The organism is Sunxiuqinia rutila, assembly GCF_050589705.1.
In the GTDB taxonomy this organism is placed as follows: Bacteria; Bacteroidota; Bacteroidia; order Bacteroidales; family Prolixibacteraceae; genus Sunxiuqinia; species Sunxiuqinia rutila.
In genome coordinates this window covers 358850-374082 of record NZ_JBNGOT010000004.1, presented here as the reverse complement: position 1 = coordinate 374082, position 15233 = coordinate 358850, and the positions used below count along the sequence as shown (strand labels likewise).

Sequence of the window (15233 nt, the reverse complement as noted above, 5' to 3'; positions counted from 1 at the left end):
TTAAATCATACGCTAAATATTTCACTATTATGCTCAAAGAACGTGAATATACACTGGAAAAAATCAGTATCGTCTTTCAGGTACTTATCACCCTGGTTTGTTTTACCGCGGTTTGGTGGTTTGGTCAGTTTTCTGACGAATACCGGGCTGAATCGATTCATGAATTCAAGAACGTCCTGATTTTTATTGCGCTGCTTTGGTTTTTGTTGCTGGAGCAGTTTAAATTAGGGAAGATGACTCGCACAACGAGTTACCTGCAATTGTTTAATAGCTACTTCAAGCTAATTTCTATTGGAATAGCCATCTTGTTGGTTATTAATATTATATCCGGCTACAAGGTGCTCAATATTAAGAGCTTGTTTTTGTTTAGTGTGCTCAACCTTGGGGTATTGACTGCCTACAAAAACTTCTTCTTTTTGATTATGCGTTTTTTCCGCCGACGTGGTTATAGCATCCGACAAATTTTGGTTATTGCAGACAAAGGTTCGGAAGATTATATCGAAAAAATTATTCGCACCAAGGATTGGGGATACAATATCCGGGGAATAATGACAGGGTGCAAAAGCTTGATTTCAACCTATCATGACCGGTTCAAGATTATTCCTGAGCGGAAAAATTTGAAAGAAGTACTGGATCGGGAGACAATTGACGAAGTAATCTATTGCAAAACAGATTATAACCATGACGAAATCAGCCGGTTTATTTTGGAATGTGCTGAGGTTGGGATTAGCTTCCATCATTATACCGGAATGATCTCGAAAGTTCATGGAAAACGAATAAGAAGATCAAGCTTTTCATTGATCAACCAATTGCCATTTGTAACCTATATGACCACACCCGATAATTATGCAGGCCTAAAGTTGAAAAGCATTTTTGATTTCTTTTTCAGCTTGTTTGCACTCATTTTGGTGTCGCCAATTCTTATTCTGATTGCGATAGCAATTAAGCTCGAAGATGGTGGCCCTGTGTTTTTTAAGCAGGAGCGGGTTGGACTTAATGGACGTCGGTTTGGGTGTTACAAGTTTCGAACCATGGTTGCCAATGCGGAGGCCTTGAAAGCTTCACTGATGGGACAGAACGAGCAGGATGGGCCGGTATTCAAAATTACTATGGATCCTCGGGTGACCCGGGTTGGACGCCTGCTTCGGAAAACATCGCTGGACGAACTGCCGCAGTTTTACAATGTGCTGCGTGGCGAGATGTCGGTGGTTGGTCCACGTCCCCCTATTCCTTCTGAAGTGGAAAAATACAAGCGCTGGCAAATCCGGCGGTTAAGTATGAAGCCCGGAATTACCTGTATCTGGCAGGTTTCTGGTCGTAACGATATTCCTTTTGAAGAGTGGATGCGGTTGGATATGCAATACATTGATAACTGGTCACTCTGGCAGGATACCATTTTAATTTTAAAAACAGTGAAAGTCATCTTACTTGGAACGGGCAAGTAAAGGCTTTCATCTTTATCGAAAATCAATCACTCAAAACAAATACTGAAAAACTAAAATTAACACGACAAATATGATACTTCAAGCTAAAAATAAGCGAAGTCTTTTGATGATCTTAGTCTTAACAGTGATACTGTCATCATGTGTTTCCAAACGAAACTCGTACTTCATGCGTGATTTCAAAGAGGAAATTTCAGCTGCAAAAGTACAGCAGGCCGATAAGGATTACACTATAAAGACCAATGACAACCTTTATATCAGTGTAAAAACCATTAACCCGGAAGTGAATGCCATGTTCACACAGAATGATGCAGGAAGTCTGGGCGCTGGAAATATCTATAATTCTCAGTCAGGTCAGCATATTTATGGGTATCAGGTAGACAACCGGGGAGAAATATCGTTGCCAGTTATTGGCGCAATTCATGTGGCCGGACGTACTTTAAAAGAGGCTAAAGAGCAAATTCAAATACGAGCTGATGAATACCTGAAGGATGCTGATATCCAAGTGCGTTTGCTCAATTTTAAAGTGAGTGTGCTTGGTGAAGTAAGAGCTCCCGGTGTTTATTACAATTACAATAACACTTTAACGGTACTTGAAGCTATTGGAATGGCACACGGGACAACGGATTATGCTAAGATTAAAGAAGTGTTGGTGGTGCGTCGCGGCGAAACAGCGGTAAAGCCTTTTATGCTTAATCTTACGCAAAAGAACATTATGGCATCAGAGGCTTTCTACTTGCAGCCCAACGATGTTGTTTTTGTACGACCTCAAAAGCTGAAGAATGTGAGGCTGAACGCATCGTATTACACCATTGGAATATCTTCATTAACCACAATTATGCTGATTGTTAACTTCTTCTGGGGCTAGGGCAGAATGAGTTAACGAGGTATGAGTTTTTTTAACATTTAAGTAAAGATTTTATCTATGAAAACGATGGAAGAATTCTCCAATTCATTGGAAAGGGAGGACATGCTTGCTGTGAAGAAGTTCTTTCATAAACTCAAACGTAACTGGTATTGGTTTATGTTAGTTGGAATTATCGGAGCAGGTCTTGGTTTTTTGCAAACCCAAGTCACTTCTCCTTCTTATCAGATGCAAAGTTTGTTCTTAATTAATAATAAAGATAATACTCAATTAAAAATGGATCTGCCATTTTCCGGATCAATGGGAGGAAATATCAACCTGCAGAACCATATTGGAATTTTGACTTCTTATTCAATCAACCGGCAGGTAATGTTGAACCTGGATTGGTCTACGACTTGGTATAAAGAACTGCTTTTCCGTGATGCCGAAATGTATGGCAATGAGCCTTTTGATGTGTTATATGATCGGAATGCAACCAATTTGGAAGGTGTTCCGATTCATGTGCACATGCTGGATTCAACAAGTTATCAGGTTATTGTCGATGCCAAAACCTTAGTATATGGAAGAGAAATAGAACTAAATTTTAAGGATAAGGGAACTTATGGGGAACCTTTTTCCAATGACTATTTCAATTTTACGCTTTATCCTAAGCAGGCCAGACAAGGGGAAAATTACTATTTCACCTTTAATAATTTTGATAAGTTGGTAAGGAGCTATATGAAACGTCTGGTGATTGAGGAACTGGTAGAAAAGGCTGACTTGATAAGCCTGACGTTAATTGATGATGTGCCTCAAAAAGGAGCCGATTACCTGAATGAACTGAGTTCGGTGTACCTGGCGTATGAGTTACGGGCCAAGAACCATACCTCCGAGACCACTGTGAATTTTATTGATTCGCAACTTAAGGACGTGATTGATACCCTGAAGGTGGCGGGTAATAATTTTACCTCTTTCCGGTCGCGAAACCAAATTGTAGACATGAGCCAGGAAGGAGGGATCATTATGCAGAAACTGGTTGATTTAGATACGGAACGGTCCATGATTCAGTCGCATCTGGAGTATTACCGAAACCTTCAGAAATATTTGAATGACACCGAGAAGATGAAGGAGGTAGTAGCTCCTTCGGTGGTTGGAATCGTGGATGAATCACTGAATAGTTTGGTTGTTCAACTTAGCGACTTATATCGCTCGCGGGAGGTTATTTCCTACACGGCTCAAGAGAAAAACCCCAAACTGATTTTGATTGGTAACCAGATTGACATGGTGAAAAGAAACCTTCAGGAAAATCTGAAGAACCTGATCAATAATGCCATTATTCAGGTGCAGGGATTGGATCGACGCATTGATAAAGTGAACCAACAGTTGACAGCCTACCCGAAAACGGAGCAGCAAATGATGAACATGCAGCGCATGTATGATTTGAATAATGAACTGTACACTTTCTTGCTGAAGAAGCGGGCAGAAGCAGCGATCACACATGCTTCCAATGTTTCGGATACGGAAGTACTGGATCAGGCCAGACCTGAGTTGGCGGTACGACTTGGACCGAATTTGATGATCAATGTGGCTGCCGGAATGTTTGGTGGTTTATTTGTGCCTTTTGTTGTGTTGATGTTGGCTACTTATTTCTACGACCGGATAAAATCAGCCGAGGATGTGGAAGAGTACAGTGATATTCCGGTGATTGGTAATATTGTGAATGCCAATGTAAGCAGCGAGTATTTGGCTGCTATTGACAACCCACGGTCGGCTATTGCGGAATCGTTCAGGGAATTGCGCACCAACCTTCAGTTTATTGGACCCAGTAAAAAGGACGGGACAACCATTATTGGGGTAAACTCTGTGATTTCCGGAGAAGGAAAATCCTTTACTGCAGCCAACCTGGCTTCCATGATTGCTTTGAATAATAAGAAAGTGCTTTTGGTGGATTGTGATTTACGCAAACCAAGCTTACACAACCGGCTTAAGTATAAAAATAAAGAAGGACTCAGTACGTATTTGACGGACTTTAGTTCGTTTGATGAAATCTTCCGGCAAACCCGTGTAGAGAACCTGCAGTTTATCTCCGCAGGACCGATTCCTCCCAATCCGTCGGAATTGCTTGAAAATGGGAAGTTTGAGGAATTGATTAACCGGTGTCGGGAGTTGTTCGATTACATTGTTTTCGACAATCCTCCTTTATCCATTGTGTCTGATGGAATCATTATCGGGCAAAAGGTGGACATCAACCTGTTTGTCATGCGGCAGGACTATAGCAAGAAAAATGAAATTAAATTCATAGATCATGTGCATAAAAAGAAATCCATGAAGAATGCCGGAATTATTCTGAATGATATCCACCTTTCTAAACATGCGCATGTTGGAGCTTATGGAGCTGACTACAGCTATAAAAGAAAAAGTAGTTATTACTACTTTGATTCCAGCCCTAGTTACACTGGATGATTTCTTTACTTAAACAAAGACAAGGCAGCCTTCGGGTTGCCTTGTCTTACCCAGTAAATTCGAGAACAAACTATTTTAAAAGCCATCAAAAAGCATGGGCTTTCTAAAAGATAAAAGAAAAAGACAACTTATGATTATTGCGGTTGATTTTGACGGGACCATTGTAGAGCATCGGTTTCCGAAAATTGGGAAGGAGATCCCTTTTGCGACCTTAACCCTGAAAAAACTTCAGGAGAGAGGGCATCGGCTGATTCTGTGGACTTACCGACATGGTAAGCCTTTGGAAGAAGCGATTCAGTTTTGCGAATCGAAAGGGGTTCAGTTTTATGCTGTTAACAAAAACTTCCCGGAAGAAGAGTATGATGAGAATTTTTCGCGGAAGATAAATGCCGATATTTATATTGACGACCGTAACTTGGGTGGACTGCCGGAGTGGGGGATTATCTTTCAGATGATTAATAAAATAGCTGATAAATAACTTTTCTGGCAAGTTAGTCTTGGACCGGACTAATTTGCTTTTTTAAGAAGCCTGCATGATTAATGCAGGCTTTTTTTATGCTCCGATGGAATGTTCCGAACGGTTTAATCAAAGGCTGGTTCAAAAGCCAACACTTAAAAGTTCCTTTTCAGAAAATCATAAGCATTCTCTTTCATGAATCGGTCAACGATTTCCGAAGGCTTGATCCGGTTAAAGGCTGTTAGCGTTTTGGACTGCTCCGATTGGAGGTAGTTAAAGGCATGCTTCTCCAGGTAGCTGTCAAACAGCGGCATTTCGCCAGCAGTCCAAAAGCCGTTGAGCGGATTGATCATCCCGTCAAAATCGGTACCGATACTTTGGATCCCCCAAGCAAACAGCCCATGGCGGTTAAGTACCTCTGCCATATGCGCAATCTGGTTCCAAATCAGCTTCGACTGATGAAACAACATTTTGCGTCGGTTGAGGAATGGCCCGGATTTTTTCAACTCGAGTTTGCTGGCCACACGTCGTTCATCAAACTGAATTCCGAAAATGCCGCCTGATTGGGCAATCCGAACCAGCTCATCATCGTAGAAATTGATGGCGGTTCCCTGGAACTTGCCGTAGTTAAACAGGTCATCTTCCACGAGCTCCAGATGGGAGCGAAAGCCATTGACTGCCCCATGACTCACAATCAGCGGAATGATTTCATTGGGATATTCCTGTTTCAGAAACTGGTAATACTCCTCACGAGCCTGCACACTCATGTGCTTTAAGTCGATCAGCACCCGCCTGTCGTTGGTGTTGTCCAGCAATTGACGCAGCACTTTCCAGCCTAAGTCGGTAAAACCGGTATTCATCCCTTCTTCTTGGTCACACAGTTTGCTTACCAGTCCGCTTAGGCTTGGGGCATGTCCGACCAGCTCATTGTTGAAATGATGAGTCAAACCCATGAAGAATAGGCGGTGATCCCACTGCTTCACCTTTTTCACATTGGCGAGTACCTCGGCTGCATCTGCCGTTTTCCCCATTCGTTGAAGACCACAGTTAAACACATGGCCCCCTTCAATGGTCAGAATGACATAGATCGTATTTGTCTGGTCTTCAGAACCGGATTCAATTTCAGAAAAGTCGGATACGATTTTATACTGGTACCATGCTCCATCCAGTAGGATGCGGTGCCCGTCCAGCTGCTTGTAAAACTGGTATTCCATTTCCAGGTCGGTAAAGTAATTGGCCATTTGCTGAACATGATCAATTCGTTTCCTGCCCATTCCAATAACCAGGTTGTTAACCAGATCGGCGGGGAGCGAGGTGCCTAGTTTGGTCATCACAAAGCCTTTCTCGAGGCCGCACAACGAAACGCAGACAACCTGAGCACCTCCCTTGGCCAGGGTGGTAAAATCGGCTTGCCGGAACTTGGTGAGTGTGGTGGTGATATTGGCCAGTTTGTCGAGGAATGACGGAGCATCGGCATGCCACAGGCTGTTTTGGCGATTGCGATTGGGGCTGTTTTGCCCGGTCTGGCTGTTGAAACTCTTGCCCAAAGGCTTAATGGCGGGATGGGTGTGTAAATCGATAAAGAGTGCTTCCATAAGTTTGCTTGTTTTAAGGGTTACCGCTTTGCACGGAGCTGTGCCTGGGAGCTAAAGCAGACGATTGGTTGCCGGAAAGATTTTTGGTTGGTGATTTTACGTAGGCGCTTTTTGCGCAGGAACTTCAAAATAAGAAAAAGGAGCTTGAAAATCAAGTGATTCGCCTGAGGTGCGGGTTCTGTGAATCAAGGATCCGGTTGCTGTGTGTCGTGAATATGTCGCTTGTTTCAGGCAAGCCCTCTTTGGGAGAGGCCACCGCATTGTGTTTGCTTGCTCGAAAAGAAGGAGAATCTCCGAAGTTTTGGTAACTTGGGGAGCGCTAACCCCATTAAAACGAACAGGATGAAACGAACGATTCAATTTTTATTTTTTGCTTGGTGTCTGATCGCCACAACGACTTCGTGCAACGAACAGCTTGTAGGAGTGGGAGCTAAGGCTCCTGCTGATGCCCAGGTGCTTTTTGACGGCTCCCGCCAGATGCTGGATGAGCAGTGGACTTATTGGGAAGGACCGCGTTTGGCTGCCGAACTGCCCATTAAGTGGGTGATTGTGGATGATCCTGCCGGGACAGGCACGGCTGTTAACAGCAACGACCCGACGGCAGCAGGCGGACAATATGGAACGGCGGATATTGTAACGAAGCAGAAGTTTCGGGATTTCCGGTTGCATGTGGAATTTCTCATTCAGCAAGAAAAAGGAAACAGCGGGGTGTACCTGCAAAACCGCTATGAAATTCAGGTGCTTGATGGCGATTCAACCCGACACGGGATGGGCACGGTGATTAATGAAACGGAATCGCCCTATTTTGCCTACAAGGGTGTTGGACAATGGAATGCCTACGATATTCAGTTTCGTGCGGCCCGCTTTGAAAATGGAGAACTCACCGAAAAGCCACTGGTAACGGTTTACTTCAACGGGCAAAAAGTGCACTCCAATGTTGCCATCAATAAAGTTTGGGGTGGTCCCTATTCCGGTCTTGACGGAGGGAACAATGATGGCTATGGCATTACCGATCGTCCGGGAGGAATCAAGCTGCAAGCTGAAGGACACCCGGTGCTTTACCGAAACATTTGGATTAAAGAGCTGGACCTGGCTGAACCCAATACGGATTTTTAGGATCCTGTAAGTAGAGGGCAGAGGGCAGAGGGCAGAGGGCAGAGGGCAGAGGGCAGAGGGCAGAGGGCAGAGAGCAAAGAGTAGTTGACCGTATTTTCGAAAAAAAGGTGAAGGCCGTGGGATGTCGCGGCCTTCTCCTTTTTGCGATTTTAAGCAGTTTCGGTTTAGCAAGTCCGCCTGCTATTTCTCTTCATCCAGGTTGAACTCTTCAACCGACCATTGCGTGTGTTGCCATTCTTCTGTCAGCCTGCGGATGGCAAACAGTTTATCTCCTGCCTGGTTGGAGAAAACATAGCCCACAAAGTGCTGTCCTGTCTGTTGCGCGTTGAGTACGCTTGTTGAAGGTTCCAAGGTACGCTTTAAGCCTAAGCCTTCGGAGTCGAAAACATGAATCACAGAAGGATGATAGTAGTCTGAACTTGTTGGCCAGGTGTCTGAGGTGGCAACAAAAAAGCGTTTGGTAGCATCGTTTTCATCCACATGGGAAACATTGGCGTAGGCCAGTTCTATTGTTCCATATTGGTTGAAGCCATCGATTGAATTGGTCACCTGAGTATTGTATTCGGGGATAAAAAACACATTGCCCCGATAATCAATAAATCGTTTGCCATCGTTGGTTGGCCAGATATTGATCAGGCCTTCATGCCAATAGGAGATGGTGTCATTCGGGATGCCTTCACTGATGTCGAACAAAAGCAAACCGGAAGGAGAAATGCGGGTTCGGGTTGCCAGTAGCCGGGGTTCTCCTTTAACTTTCTTAATGATTGTTTGTTCATCAAAGTGATGATAAAAAGCAAACTCTTTCGATATCAGCTCCGCTGTTTTGAGGTTAAGAACACGCATGCTCTTGTCATTTTCCCCTCCGGGAGAGATATAGCATAAATCGTTGTCGCCATGAGCCAGGTCAAAAGGAATGCAGTCGAGCGTATAAGTTTGCAGCAGTTCCATGTTGTCGAGCTGAAAAGCCGAAACGAAGGCTACTGTGTATCCCACCAACAATTGGTCATCTTGTGTTAGTTCCAGGCAGTTGGGGACCTTGCTTAGTGCAACAACCGACTGGCTTTCATCGCGCGTATTGTAAACCAGCAACTGGTCCGGATTTTTGGTGGCAATAACGAGACGGTCACTGGGCTTATGGTAAACGGCATCGACCACTGTTCCATCGAAATAGAAGGTCTTACCTTGATTCACAATCGTGGAATCTTCTCCATTCCCGGGATTTTCACCGCCATTTCCAGGATCACCACCATTCCCTGTTGTATCCGGAACACTCGGATTCGTATCAAAATTACCATACCAGATTTCCAGCTGATAATAGGCTTTTTCTTTGATGCACAGGATGAGCGGAGCCGCGTAATAGCCCTCGACGGTTTGATAGCCCGGATCGATAAACCGGTAGGGCAGGCTTACACTGCCATCGCGGAAACTGCCTTGCAACTGGTCAAAAGCCAGCCACTTGGGCTGCGACTGGATGTAAAACGCCTGGTTTCCTGCATCCGGAATGGTGAGGGTGATGGCACTGACGGGTTGATCAGCCGATAACATAAGCGGATCGGGGAAGGCATAAAGCGGCAGCTCGTTCTGCTTTAAAAAATCGTCGTTGCACGAGAGGGCAGCCAGGGCCAACCCCATGAAAATCAAATTGCGAAGTATCTTGTTCATAGCCGTTCGGGTTTAAAAGTAAAAACGAAGTCCGGTAGAAACGTCCAGCGACGACAGGTTTTGTCTTTCCTCCTCTTCCAGCTTAACCGAGCTTTGGTTATAGCCGTCGTCCATCGTCACCTTGGTCAGGTTAGAGACAAACAGCCCGAGGTTGAGCCCCACCGAAACCCGGGGGGCCACAAAATATTCCAGCCCCATGTCGAGGGTAGCCCCAAAAGCCTTTCCGGTGAGCAGCATGCCGGAGTTCAATACCGACAACTCATCCCGGTAAAAAGCGATACCAGCCGAGAAAGAACCGTTCAGCCACCATTTCTGATTGGCCGAAAGCTGGTGGTTGCCAAACACCGAGGGGCCAATGTAGTGGGTGTAGATGGTTTCCTTCATCTGTCCGTGGTAAAGGTTCATGCCATCTTGCGGGTCGAAGGTGGCAAACACATCGGCCTGGGAGGTGTGGAACCGGTAGTGGAGGCCAAAGGCCAGGTCCGAAGCCAAAAAGTAGTGAACCTGGGCGCTGCTTTGCCAGCCCAGCAACAGCTGTTGGAAATAGTCGTCCGCCTGTTCGTTGGTTAGCCCTTGCTGCCGGGCGCCGTCACGAGCCGGGTCGGTATCGCCGGTGAGGTAAGACAAACCGCCCGAAAGTGCAACCCGCCAGCGATGAAACTCAGGCTGAGCCTGCAGGCTAACCGGGGGATTTTCGGCCTGAATGATTTGCTTGATTTCGGTTCGGTTTAAGCGGCCGTTGGTTTGAATGCCATTCTGATGCACGGTAAAACGAATGTATCGCGCTCCGCTGTTGGTAATGGTGCAGGGGATGGTGTCGTTATTCCAGGTTACAATCTGATCCTGGGCCTGGCCCGACCACCCCAGCAGCAGGCACAGCAGAAAACCCATTAAAATACGTTTCATAGGATAAGGTGATAAGTTGTTCGTAATTAGTTGATCAAATATACATAAATGATCATAAGACAACTCGATTTTTTGGCTGTTTTGAGAAGAATATTTTGTGTGAATACCGGGAGCATCCGTTGCGCCTAAAGTTGGGATTAGCACCTTCGGCCGGCAAGGCCAATTGCTTTAAGGCGAAAGTAAATAGGCGGGAAACTTACATTGAAAATGAAAAACGAGTCCAATGCTCTTTTAGCTTTTGGGGAGAAGGAAAGAATCTAGAATCATTGGGTAGAAAAATCTCTTTGTGGTTGAATTGCTGAATTCCATTCGATGGTGAATAATCCTTTACCTGAGGATGTACGATCACTTTGTAGTTTTCGGAAATGGTTAACAACCCTCTATCAAATGCACGATGAAGAGTTGGGGCAAGCGCAATTCCATTGGAAATGGTATCATCATAAGATTCGGCAAACGGAATAATGTGGCAAGCATCAACCATTGAAATATTTTTTGGTGTCTCTATTTTTAACCCGCTAATTGCACAGCGGTGGTCATATAATTCAAGCACTGCCTTCTTGAAAATATGACTTCGGACAACAATTTCTTCCTCGCGCTCAATTGGTTTTAAATCTTTCAAGCGCTGAACAATTTTTCTGGCGTAGTTTTCTCCAGGATCGTAGAGGATTTCACTTTTAATACTGTTTGATGTTGTCTGGTAATTTTCGGTTATTCGCTGGTCTGCATTTGGGAAATACCGGCTCAGGATGGCTAGTCTTAATTCTGCACGTTGAACTGGCAGGCACAAGGCTTGAAATAGCTCTTCCGATAATTGAGCAGCTTGCACCGTTGCCTGCAAAGCTTTAAAACTTTTGATGCTGTTACTTTTGGTTAGCGGGATGGTTTTGCCCGGCATGGTATGTAATTGCCAGATACCAGAAGGTTCCGAACCCAAATGAAAGAATGGAAGGGAAAAGGTTGGAACGTGTGGCGTATGCACCAATAACTTCCAATAATCATGAAAGCTCGTTAGAAGTTCTGGACTAATCGGAACCATCGGTTCAGATAAATAGCCCTTCTCAAAACCATCAATCACTGCTAACAGCAAAATGGGCTTATGCGGTGCTTTTCCATAACGGGTTTGCCCAAGGCGAAGCGAGGTGATACTTTTGAGAAGGGAAGTCACTTTATATATTGATTTTATTGACTTTGCGAGAGATTGTTAAAATTTCATCCCAAGCTTGATTTAAATCATCTTCTTCGAATGATATATATTCATGGTTTTCCTGAACAAAATTATAGACACCCACTTTAACTAGATCATAAGGGCATCTAAAAAAGTTACTATAATGAATTTGTATTAAAGGAAAACGTATCTCATGAGCCCAAATGTCATCTTGCCTGTTTTGAAGTGTTACAGCATAGCCATTATCTACAGTTTGGTCTATTCTGAATATTTCTCCGGTAATAGAATTGTTATGCTGGATATCCATTTTTAATCGACTATTCACTTTAATGTTTTTAAAATTTAACTCAGAATATGAATTTAGGTATGAGTCAAATTTGTTAATTAAGGTGTCTCTCCATTCATTATTTTTTTTATTGTCATTGAAAGAAGATAATCTCCTTAGTAAATAGTCCCGAGCAGATTTTACGTCTTGCTCTTTGTGATAAAATCCTACAGCATGGTCCCAGCAACGAATCATAGTTTTGCCTCCTCCTGTTGTGCCCTGAGCTATTTGGGTAATAGCTTGTGGTGATTTTCGAACTTTCTCAAGATTACGATGTTTAATGTTCATAATTTTAGGTTTTAAATTATTATTAGAACTTTTTTAATACTTCGCAGCTTTCGTTTTCAGTTAATCTTCCGATTTACTAGTTGTTTATCGTCCGAATTCGGATAATGTTATAATGCTTCGATTACAATTATCCACTAAGGGAAGGGACACTCTTTCAGTATTTTACTTTGAAATTATAATTATTTCCTTAAATCTGTATTATTAATTCTAAATTCAGTTTTTTAAACACCTCATACCTTTCTTCCAACCATTCTTGTTTTGGTTTTAGATTGGCTGATCGAGGTAATATCAATTTATTTCCATGCATTTCTTGTATTCCATGTTTAAGCATGGGGCCGTCAATTTCCTGTAAAATATCTTCGCGTACCTGAATTTGATAATCAGGTGTTATTCCAATGATGTTATTATCAAAAGCAGCATGATGAATTTTACAAAGGGATAGTCCGTTTTGAACTACAGGTTTGCCGCCTTTACTATCTTCGATGATATGGGCTGCATCCAATAGTTGCCTATGCTTCAATCTGCAAATAGCACAATGTTCGCGATAAGCTTCCAACACCCGCTCGCGAAAAGTGCCTTGATGCAAACGTTGAATCATTTGCCGTGTGGCATAGCGGCGTTGCATTTCGTCTGGTTCTTCAGTGATATTTGGTTCAGAACTGAGGCTAATTTGATTGGAATTTGCTTCAACTGTAAACGTCAAATTCTTTGGATCGTCAGCAACAATAAATACGGGCCATTCAACAAGATACTTGCCTTTTGACACCTGATGAAGGTAGACCAACGGTATTCTTTGATGCATACATTCTCGTAAGCCCACGTTTACATATAGGTTGGGATCTGTTCCCCGGTATTTGTAATGAATGAGGTTATTATCGAGTTGAGCATCTTGATAGATACTATCAGCAACAGACTTTATGGAGATGGGATATTGAAGTTGTCGTGGCTTCCAAATCCCTTGTGCTCCTGATAGAATGATGCGTTCTCCGTTAATGATACAATCATTGGTTAAGACACTGGAAGGTATTACCCTGTCCGGATATTGGTAGTTTATAGAGTTTAGCCAATCAAAAACAGCAGAACGTATTCGTTGGCTTTGTTGATTTTCCATTTGGTTTATTTAGTAAGGGACCTAAAAATAATCACTATTATTTACATTTATCAATAATTGTCAAGAATAAAAGAGCGAATGTTTGGATTGGGCCGAAGTTCTCTCATGATGGATGATCGTATAAGGCAGTATGCTGGGAGTTTGGATTGGTCTGTTGAGAGTTAAGAACAGGTGTTTTAACTCACCCCAGAGTCCTGTTCAATCCTATCGGATTTCACCGACTCTTCCCCTCTCTTCCAGAAGAGAGGGGCAAAGCGAGCGTAGCGAGCTTGGGGAGAGTCTGTAAAATCCTCAACTTGGAGCGTGCTTGAATCGTTTATCAAATCGATTTTCTATTTATAATTTTTCATTTTAGCTTACCTACTCCTGAGAGCTAACGAGCTTGGGGAGAGTTCGATTTACTTCATCATTTCTGTCATTCAAAAACACCTAGTCCTTCTGTGTCCCTTGTTTGGCGGGGGTTTTGGAGATCTCCCCTTTGGGGAATAGCTTCTCTTCCTTGGCGCAGGAAGACTATTCGTTATGGAATTACGACTATTCGCTATCGAATAGGCTTGCTGCTGTATGGAATAGCTACGATTCGACGTGTCAGAGGGATAATTCCATGTCGCACCATTGATATTCTCTATGGAATAGGTCTTATGACTTCGGGAATATCTATTATTCGATTGGGCAGCAAGCCTCTGCGCTACTGCCGGAGGTATATTCCCTTCGGCAGCATTAGGCTGCTCAATGGCATTACGCCTAAGGGTTAAAGAAGGAATGAACTGATCTGAAGGAAGGATTGATGGAGGTAGGGACGGAAAAGCCCGCCTCATTGCTGAACCGGGCTTCCAGATCTTAGAATTCAGTAGGGCTGTTTTTTGCCTTGCCCTTACCAGTTTTCCGTAGCTTTTTGATTTCGAGAACCAGGTTGTCGTTTTTGCCGAGCAATCCGGAAATCAAATCTACGGTAGCTGAGCCATTGATGTACACCGTATCCAGGGTTTCATTGGCTAGTTTGGTGGCATCTTTAGCAGCAGCCGCAGCTTCGGTTTGTTTTCCCTCGGCATCGTCGGCAGTGGTTAGTTCAGCCTTTAGCTGCTCGATCTTTGCGACCGGGTCAAAGCCAGCATCCGTAAGTTTCTGCGTGTTTTGCTCCATAATCACAATGAGTTGGGAGACAAAGTCACGCTTTTTACTTTCGTTTAAACTCATAACTTTGAGAGTTAATAGTTGATTTAATTCAATCTGTTGGGCCGCCTGAAGCTTTGCACGGCAAGGGTGGCCCTTTTTTATGCATCGGTGGTTAAGCCGGTGTGCCTGCTTCCGCGGAAGCCGGTGTGCTGGTCGTGAATAATGTTCAGGGAGTGATCCGGGGGCGGTACATAATGTTCGATGGATTCTTCTCCGCTAATTTATTTAGAACCCTGATCGGTTCGGGTCTTTTGGTTGATATTCAGGATGAATTGTTTTTAGTGATTGTCGTATTCCTGAACTAAAACGAATAACAAGTTAACACTATTGAACTTAAGAAGCAAAAAATAGTTAACAAAAAATTGAAATTGCTGCGGGAGAATGACGGGAAACTGGAAGAAGGAGAACGGAGGACGGAAACCGGAAGGGTGTTCGGAAAAGGAAACCCGGCCAGGGAAAGGCGTGAATGTTTTTTTGCTGGAATTTTGGCTAAAAGAGGGTTCAGTGAGAAAATTTGTTGCAAGGGGTATCACTGGTAAACTCACCCCAGAGTCATGCTCAATCCTGTCGGATTTCACCGACTCATCCCCTCTCTTCCAGAAGAGAGGGGCAAAGCGAGTGGAACGAGCTTGGGGAGAGTCAGAAATATTAGCAAGATGGAATGTGTTTGAGCGATTTATCAA

At 43.7% G+C, this 15233-nt stretch carries 13 protein-coding genes; 5 read left to right on the top strand and 8 right to left on the bottom strand.

The genetic code is table 11. The features are described 5' to 3' along the window. Positions 1 to 29: 29 nt before the first annotated feature. The 4 genes from ACRD6K_RS06960 (at position 30) to ACRD6K_RS06945 (ending at position 5227) form a co-directional block, all read left to right on the top strand. Positions 30 to 1445: a sugar transferase gene (locus tag ACRD6K_RS06960; RefSeq protein ID WP_430972667.1), complete on the top strand. Its 1416-nt coding sequence runs from the start codon at positions 30 to 32 to the stop codon at positions 1443 to 1445. Between the two features lie 166 nt (positions 1446 to 1611). After that, positions 1612 to 2310 (top strand): polysaccharide biosynthesis/export family protein, encoded by a 699-nt coding sequence (locus ACRD6K_RS06955; protein WP_430972666.1) that lies wholly within the window; start codon positions 1612 to 1614, stop codon positions 2308 to 2310. A 57-nt stretch (positions 2311 to 2367) separates the two neighbouring features. After that, a complete protein-coding gene (locus tag ACRD6K_RS06950; RefSeq protein WP_430972665.1) occupies positions 2368 to 4749 on the top strand; it encodes a GumC family protein in 2382 nt (793 codons plus the stop codon). A 130-nt stretch (positions 4750 to 4879) separates the two neighbouring features. After that, positions 4880 to 5227: a BT0820 family HAD-type phosphatase gene (locus ACRD6K_RS06945; protein ID WP_299583576.1), complete on the top strand. Its 348-nt coding sequence runs from the start codon at positions 4880 to 4882 to the stop codon at positions 5225 to 5227. A 134-nt stretch (positions 5228 to 5361) separates the two neighbouring features. Here the strand turns inward: ACRD6K_RS06945 and ACRD6K_RS06940 are convergent, their stop codons facing one another. Further along, a complete protein-coding gene (locus tag ACRD6K_RS06940) occupies positions 5362 to 6801 on the bottom strand; it encodes a membrane dipeptidase (protein ID WP_430972664.1) in 1440 nt (479 codons plus the stop codon). A 342-nt stretch (positions 6802 to 7143) separates the two neighbouring features. Here ACRD6K_RS06940 and ACRD6K_RS06935 point away from each other — a divergent pair, with 342 nt between their 5' ends. Continuing rightward, a complete protein-coding gene (locus ACRD6K_RS06935) occupies positions 7144 to 7917 on the top strand; it encodes a 3-keto-disaccharide hydrolase (protein WP_430972663.1) in 774 nt (257 codons plus the stop codon). A gap of 180 nt (positions 7918 to 8097) precedes the next feature. Here ACRD6K_RS06935 and ACRD6K_RS06930 read toward each other — a convergent pair whose 3' ends face one another. From ACRD6K_RS06930 to ACRD6K_RS06900, 7 genes are all read right to left on the bottom strand, one after another. Continuing rightward, a complete protein-coding gene (locus ACRD6K_RS06930) occupies positions 8098 to 9579 on the bottom strand; it encodes a hypothetical protein (RefSeq protein WP_430972662.1) in 1482 nt (493 codons plus the stop codon). A gap of 12 nt (positions 9580 to 9591) precedes the next feature. Beyond that, positions 9592 to 10485, bottom strand: a complete 894-nt coding sequence (locus ACRD6K_RS06925; protein WP_430972661.1) for a hypothetical protein — start codon at positions 10483 to 10485, stop codon at positions 9592 to 9594. Positions 10486 to 10681: 196 nt separating this feature from the next. Continuing rightward, positions 10682 to 11650: an HNH endonuclease gene (locus ACRD6K_RS06920; RefSeq protein ID WP_430972660.1), complete on the bottom strand. Its 969-nt coding sequence runs from the start codon at positions 11648 to 11650 to the stop codon at positions 10682 to 10684. A gap of 1 nt (position 11651) precedes the next feature. After that, positions 11652 to 12263 (bottom strand): hypothetical protein, encoded by a 612-nt coding sequence (locus ACRD6K_RS06915; protein ID WP_430972659.1) that lies wholly within the window; start codon positions 12261 to 12263, stop codon positions 11652 to 11654. 187 nt (positions 12264 to 12450) lie between these two features. After that, on the bottom strand, positions 12451 to 13374 hold the full coding sequence (locus ACRD6K_RS06910) for an HNH endonuclease (protein ID WP_430972658.1): 924 nt from the start codon (positions 13372 to 13374) through the stop codon (positions 12451 to 12453). 840 nt (positions 13375 to 14214) lie between these two features. After that, positions 14215 to 14571, bottom strand: coding sequence for a hypothetical protein (locus tag ACRD6K_RS06905; protein ID WP_430972657.1), 357 nt, complete (start codon positions 14569 to 14571; stop codon positions 14215 to 14217). 257 nt (positions 14572 to 14828) lie between these two features. Then, the coding region (locus ACRD6K_RS06900; RefSeq protein ID WP_430972656.1) for a hypothetical protein at positions 14829 to 15233 on the bottom strand (405 nt) is incomplete at its 5' end.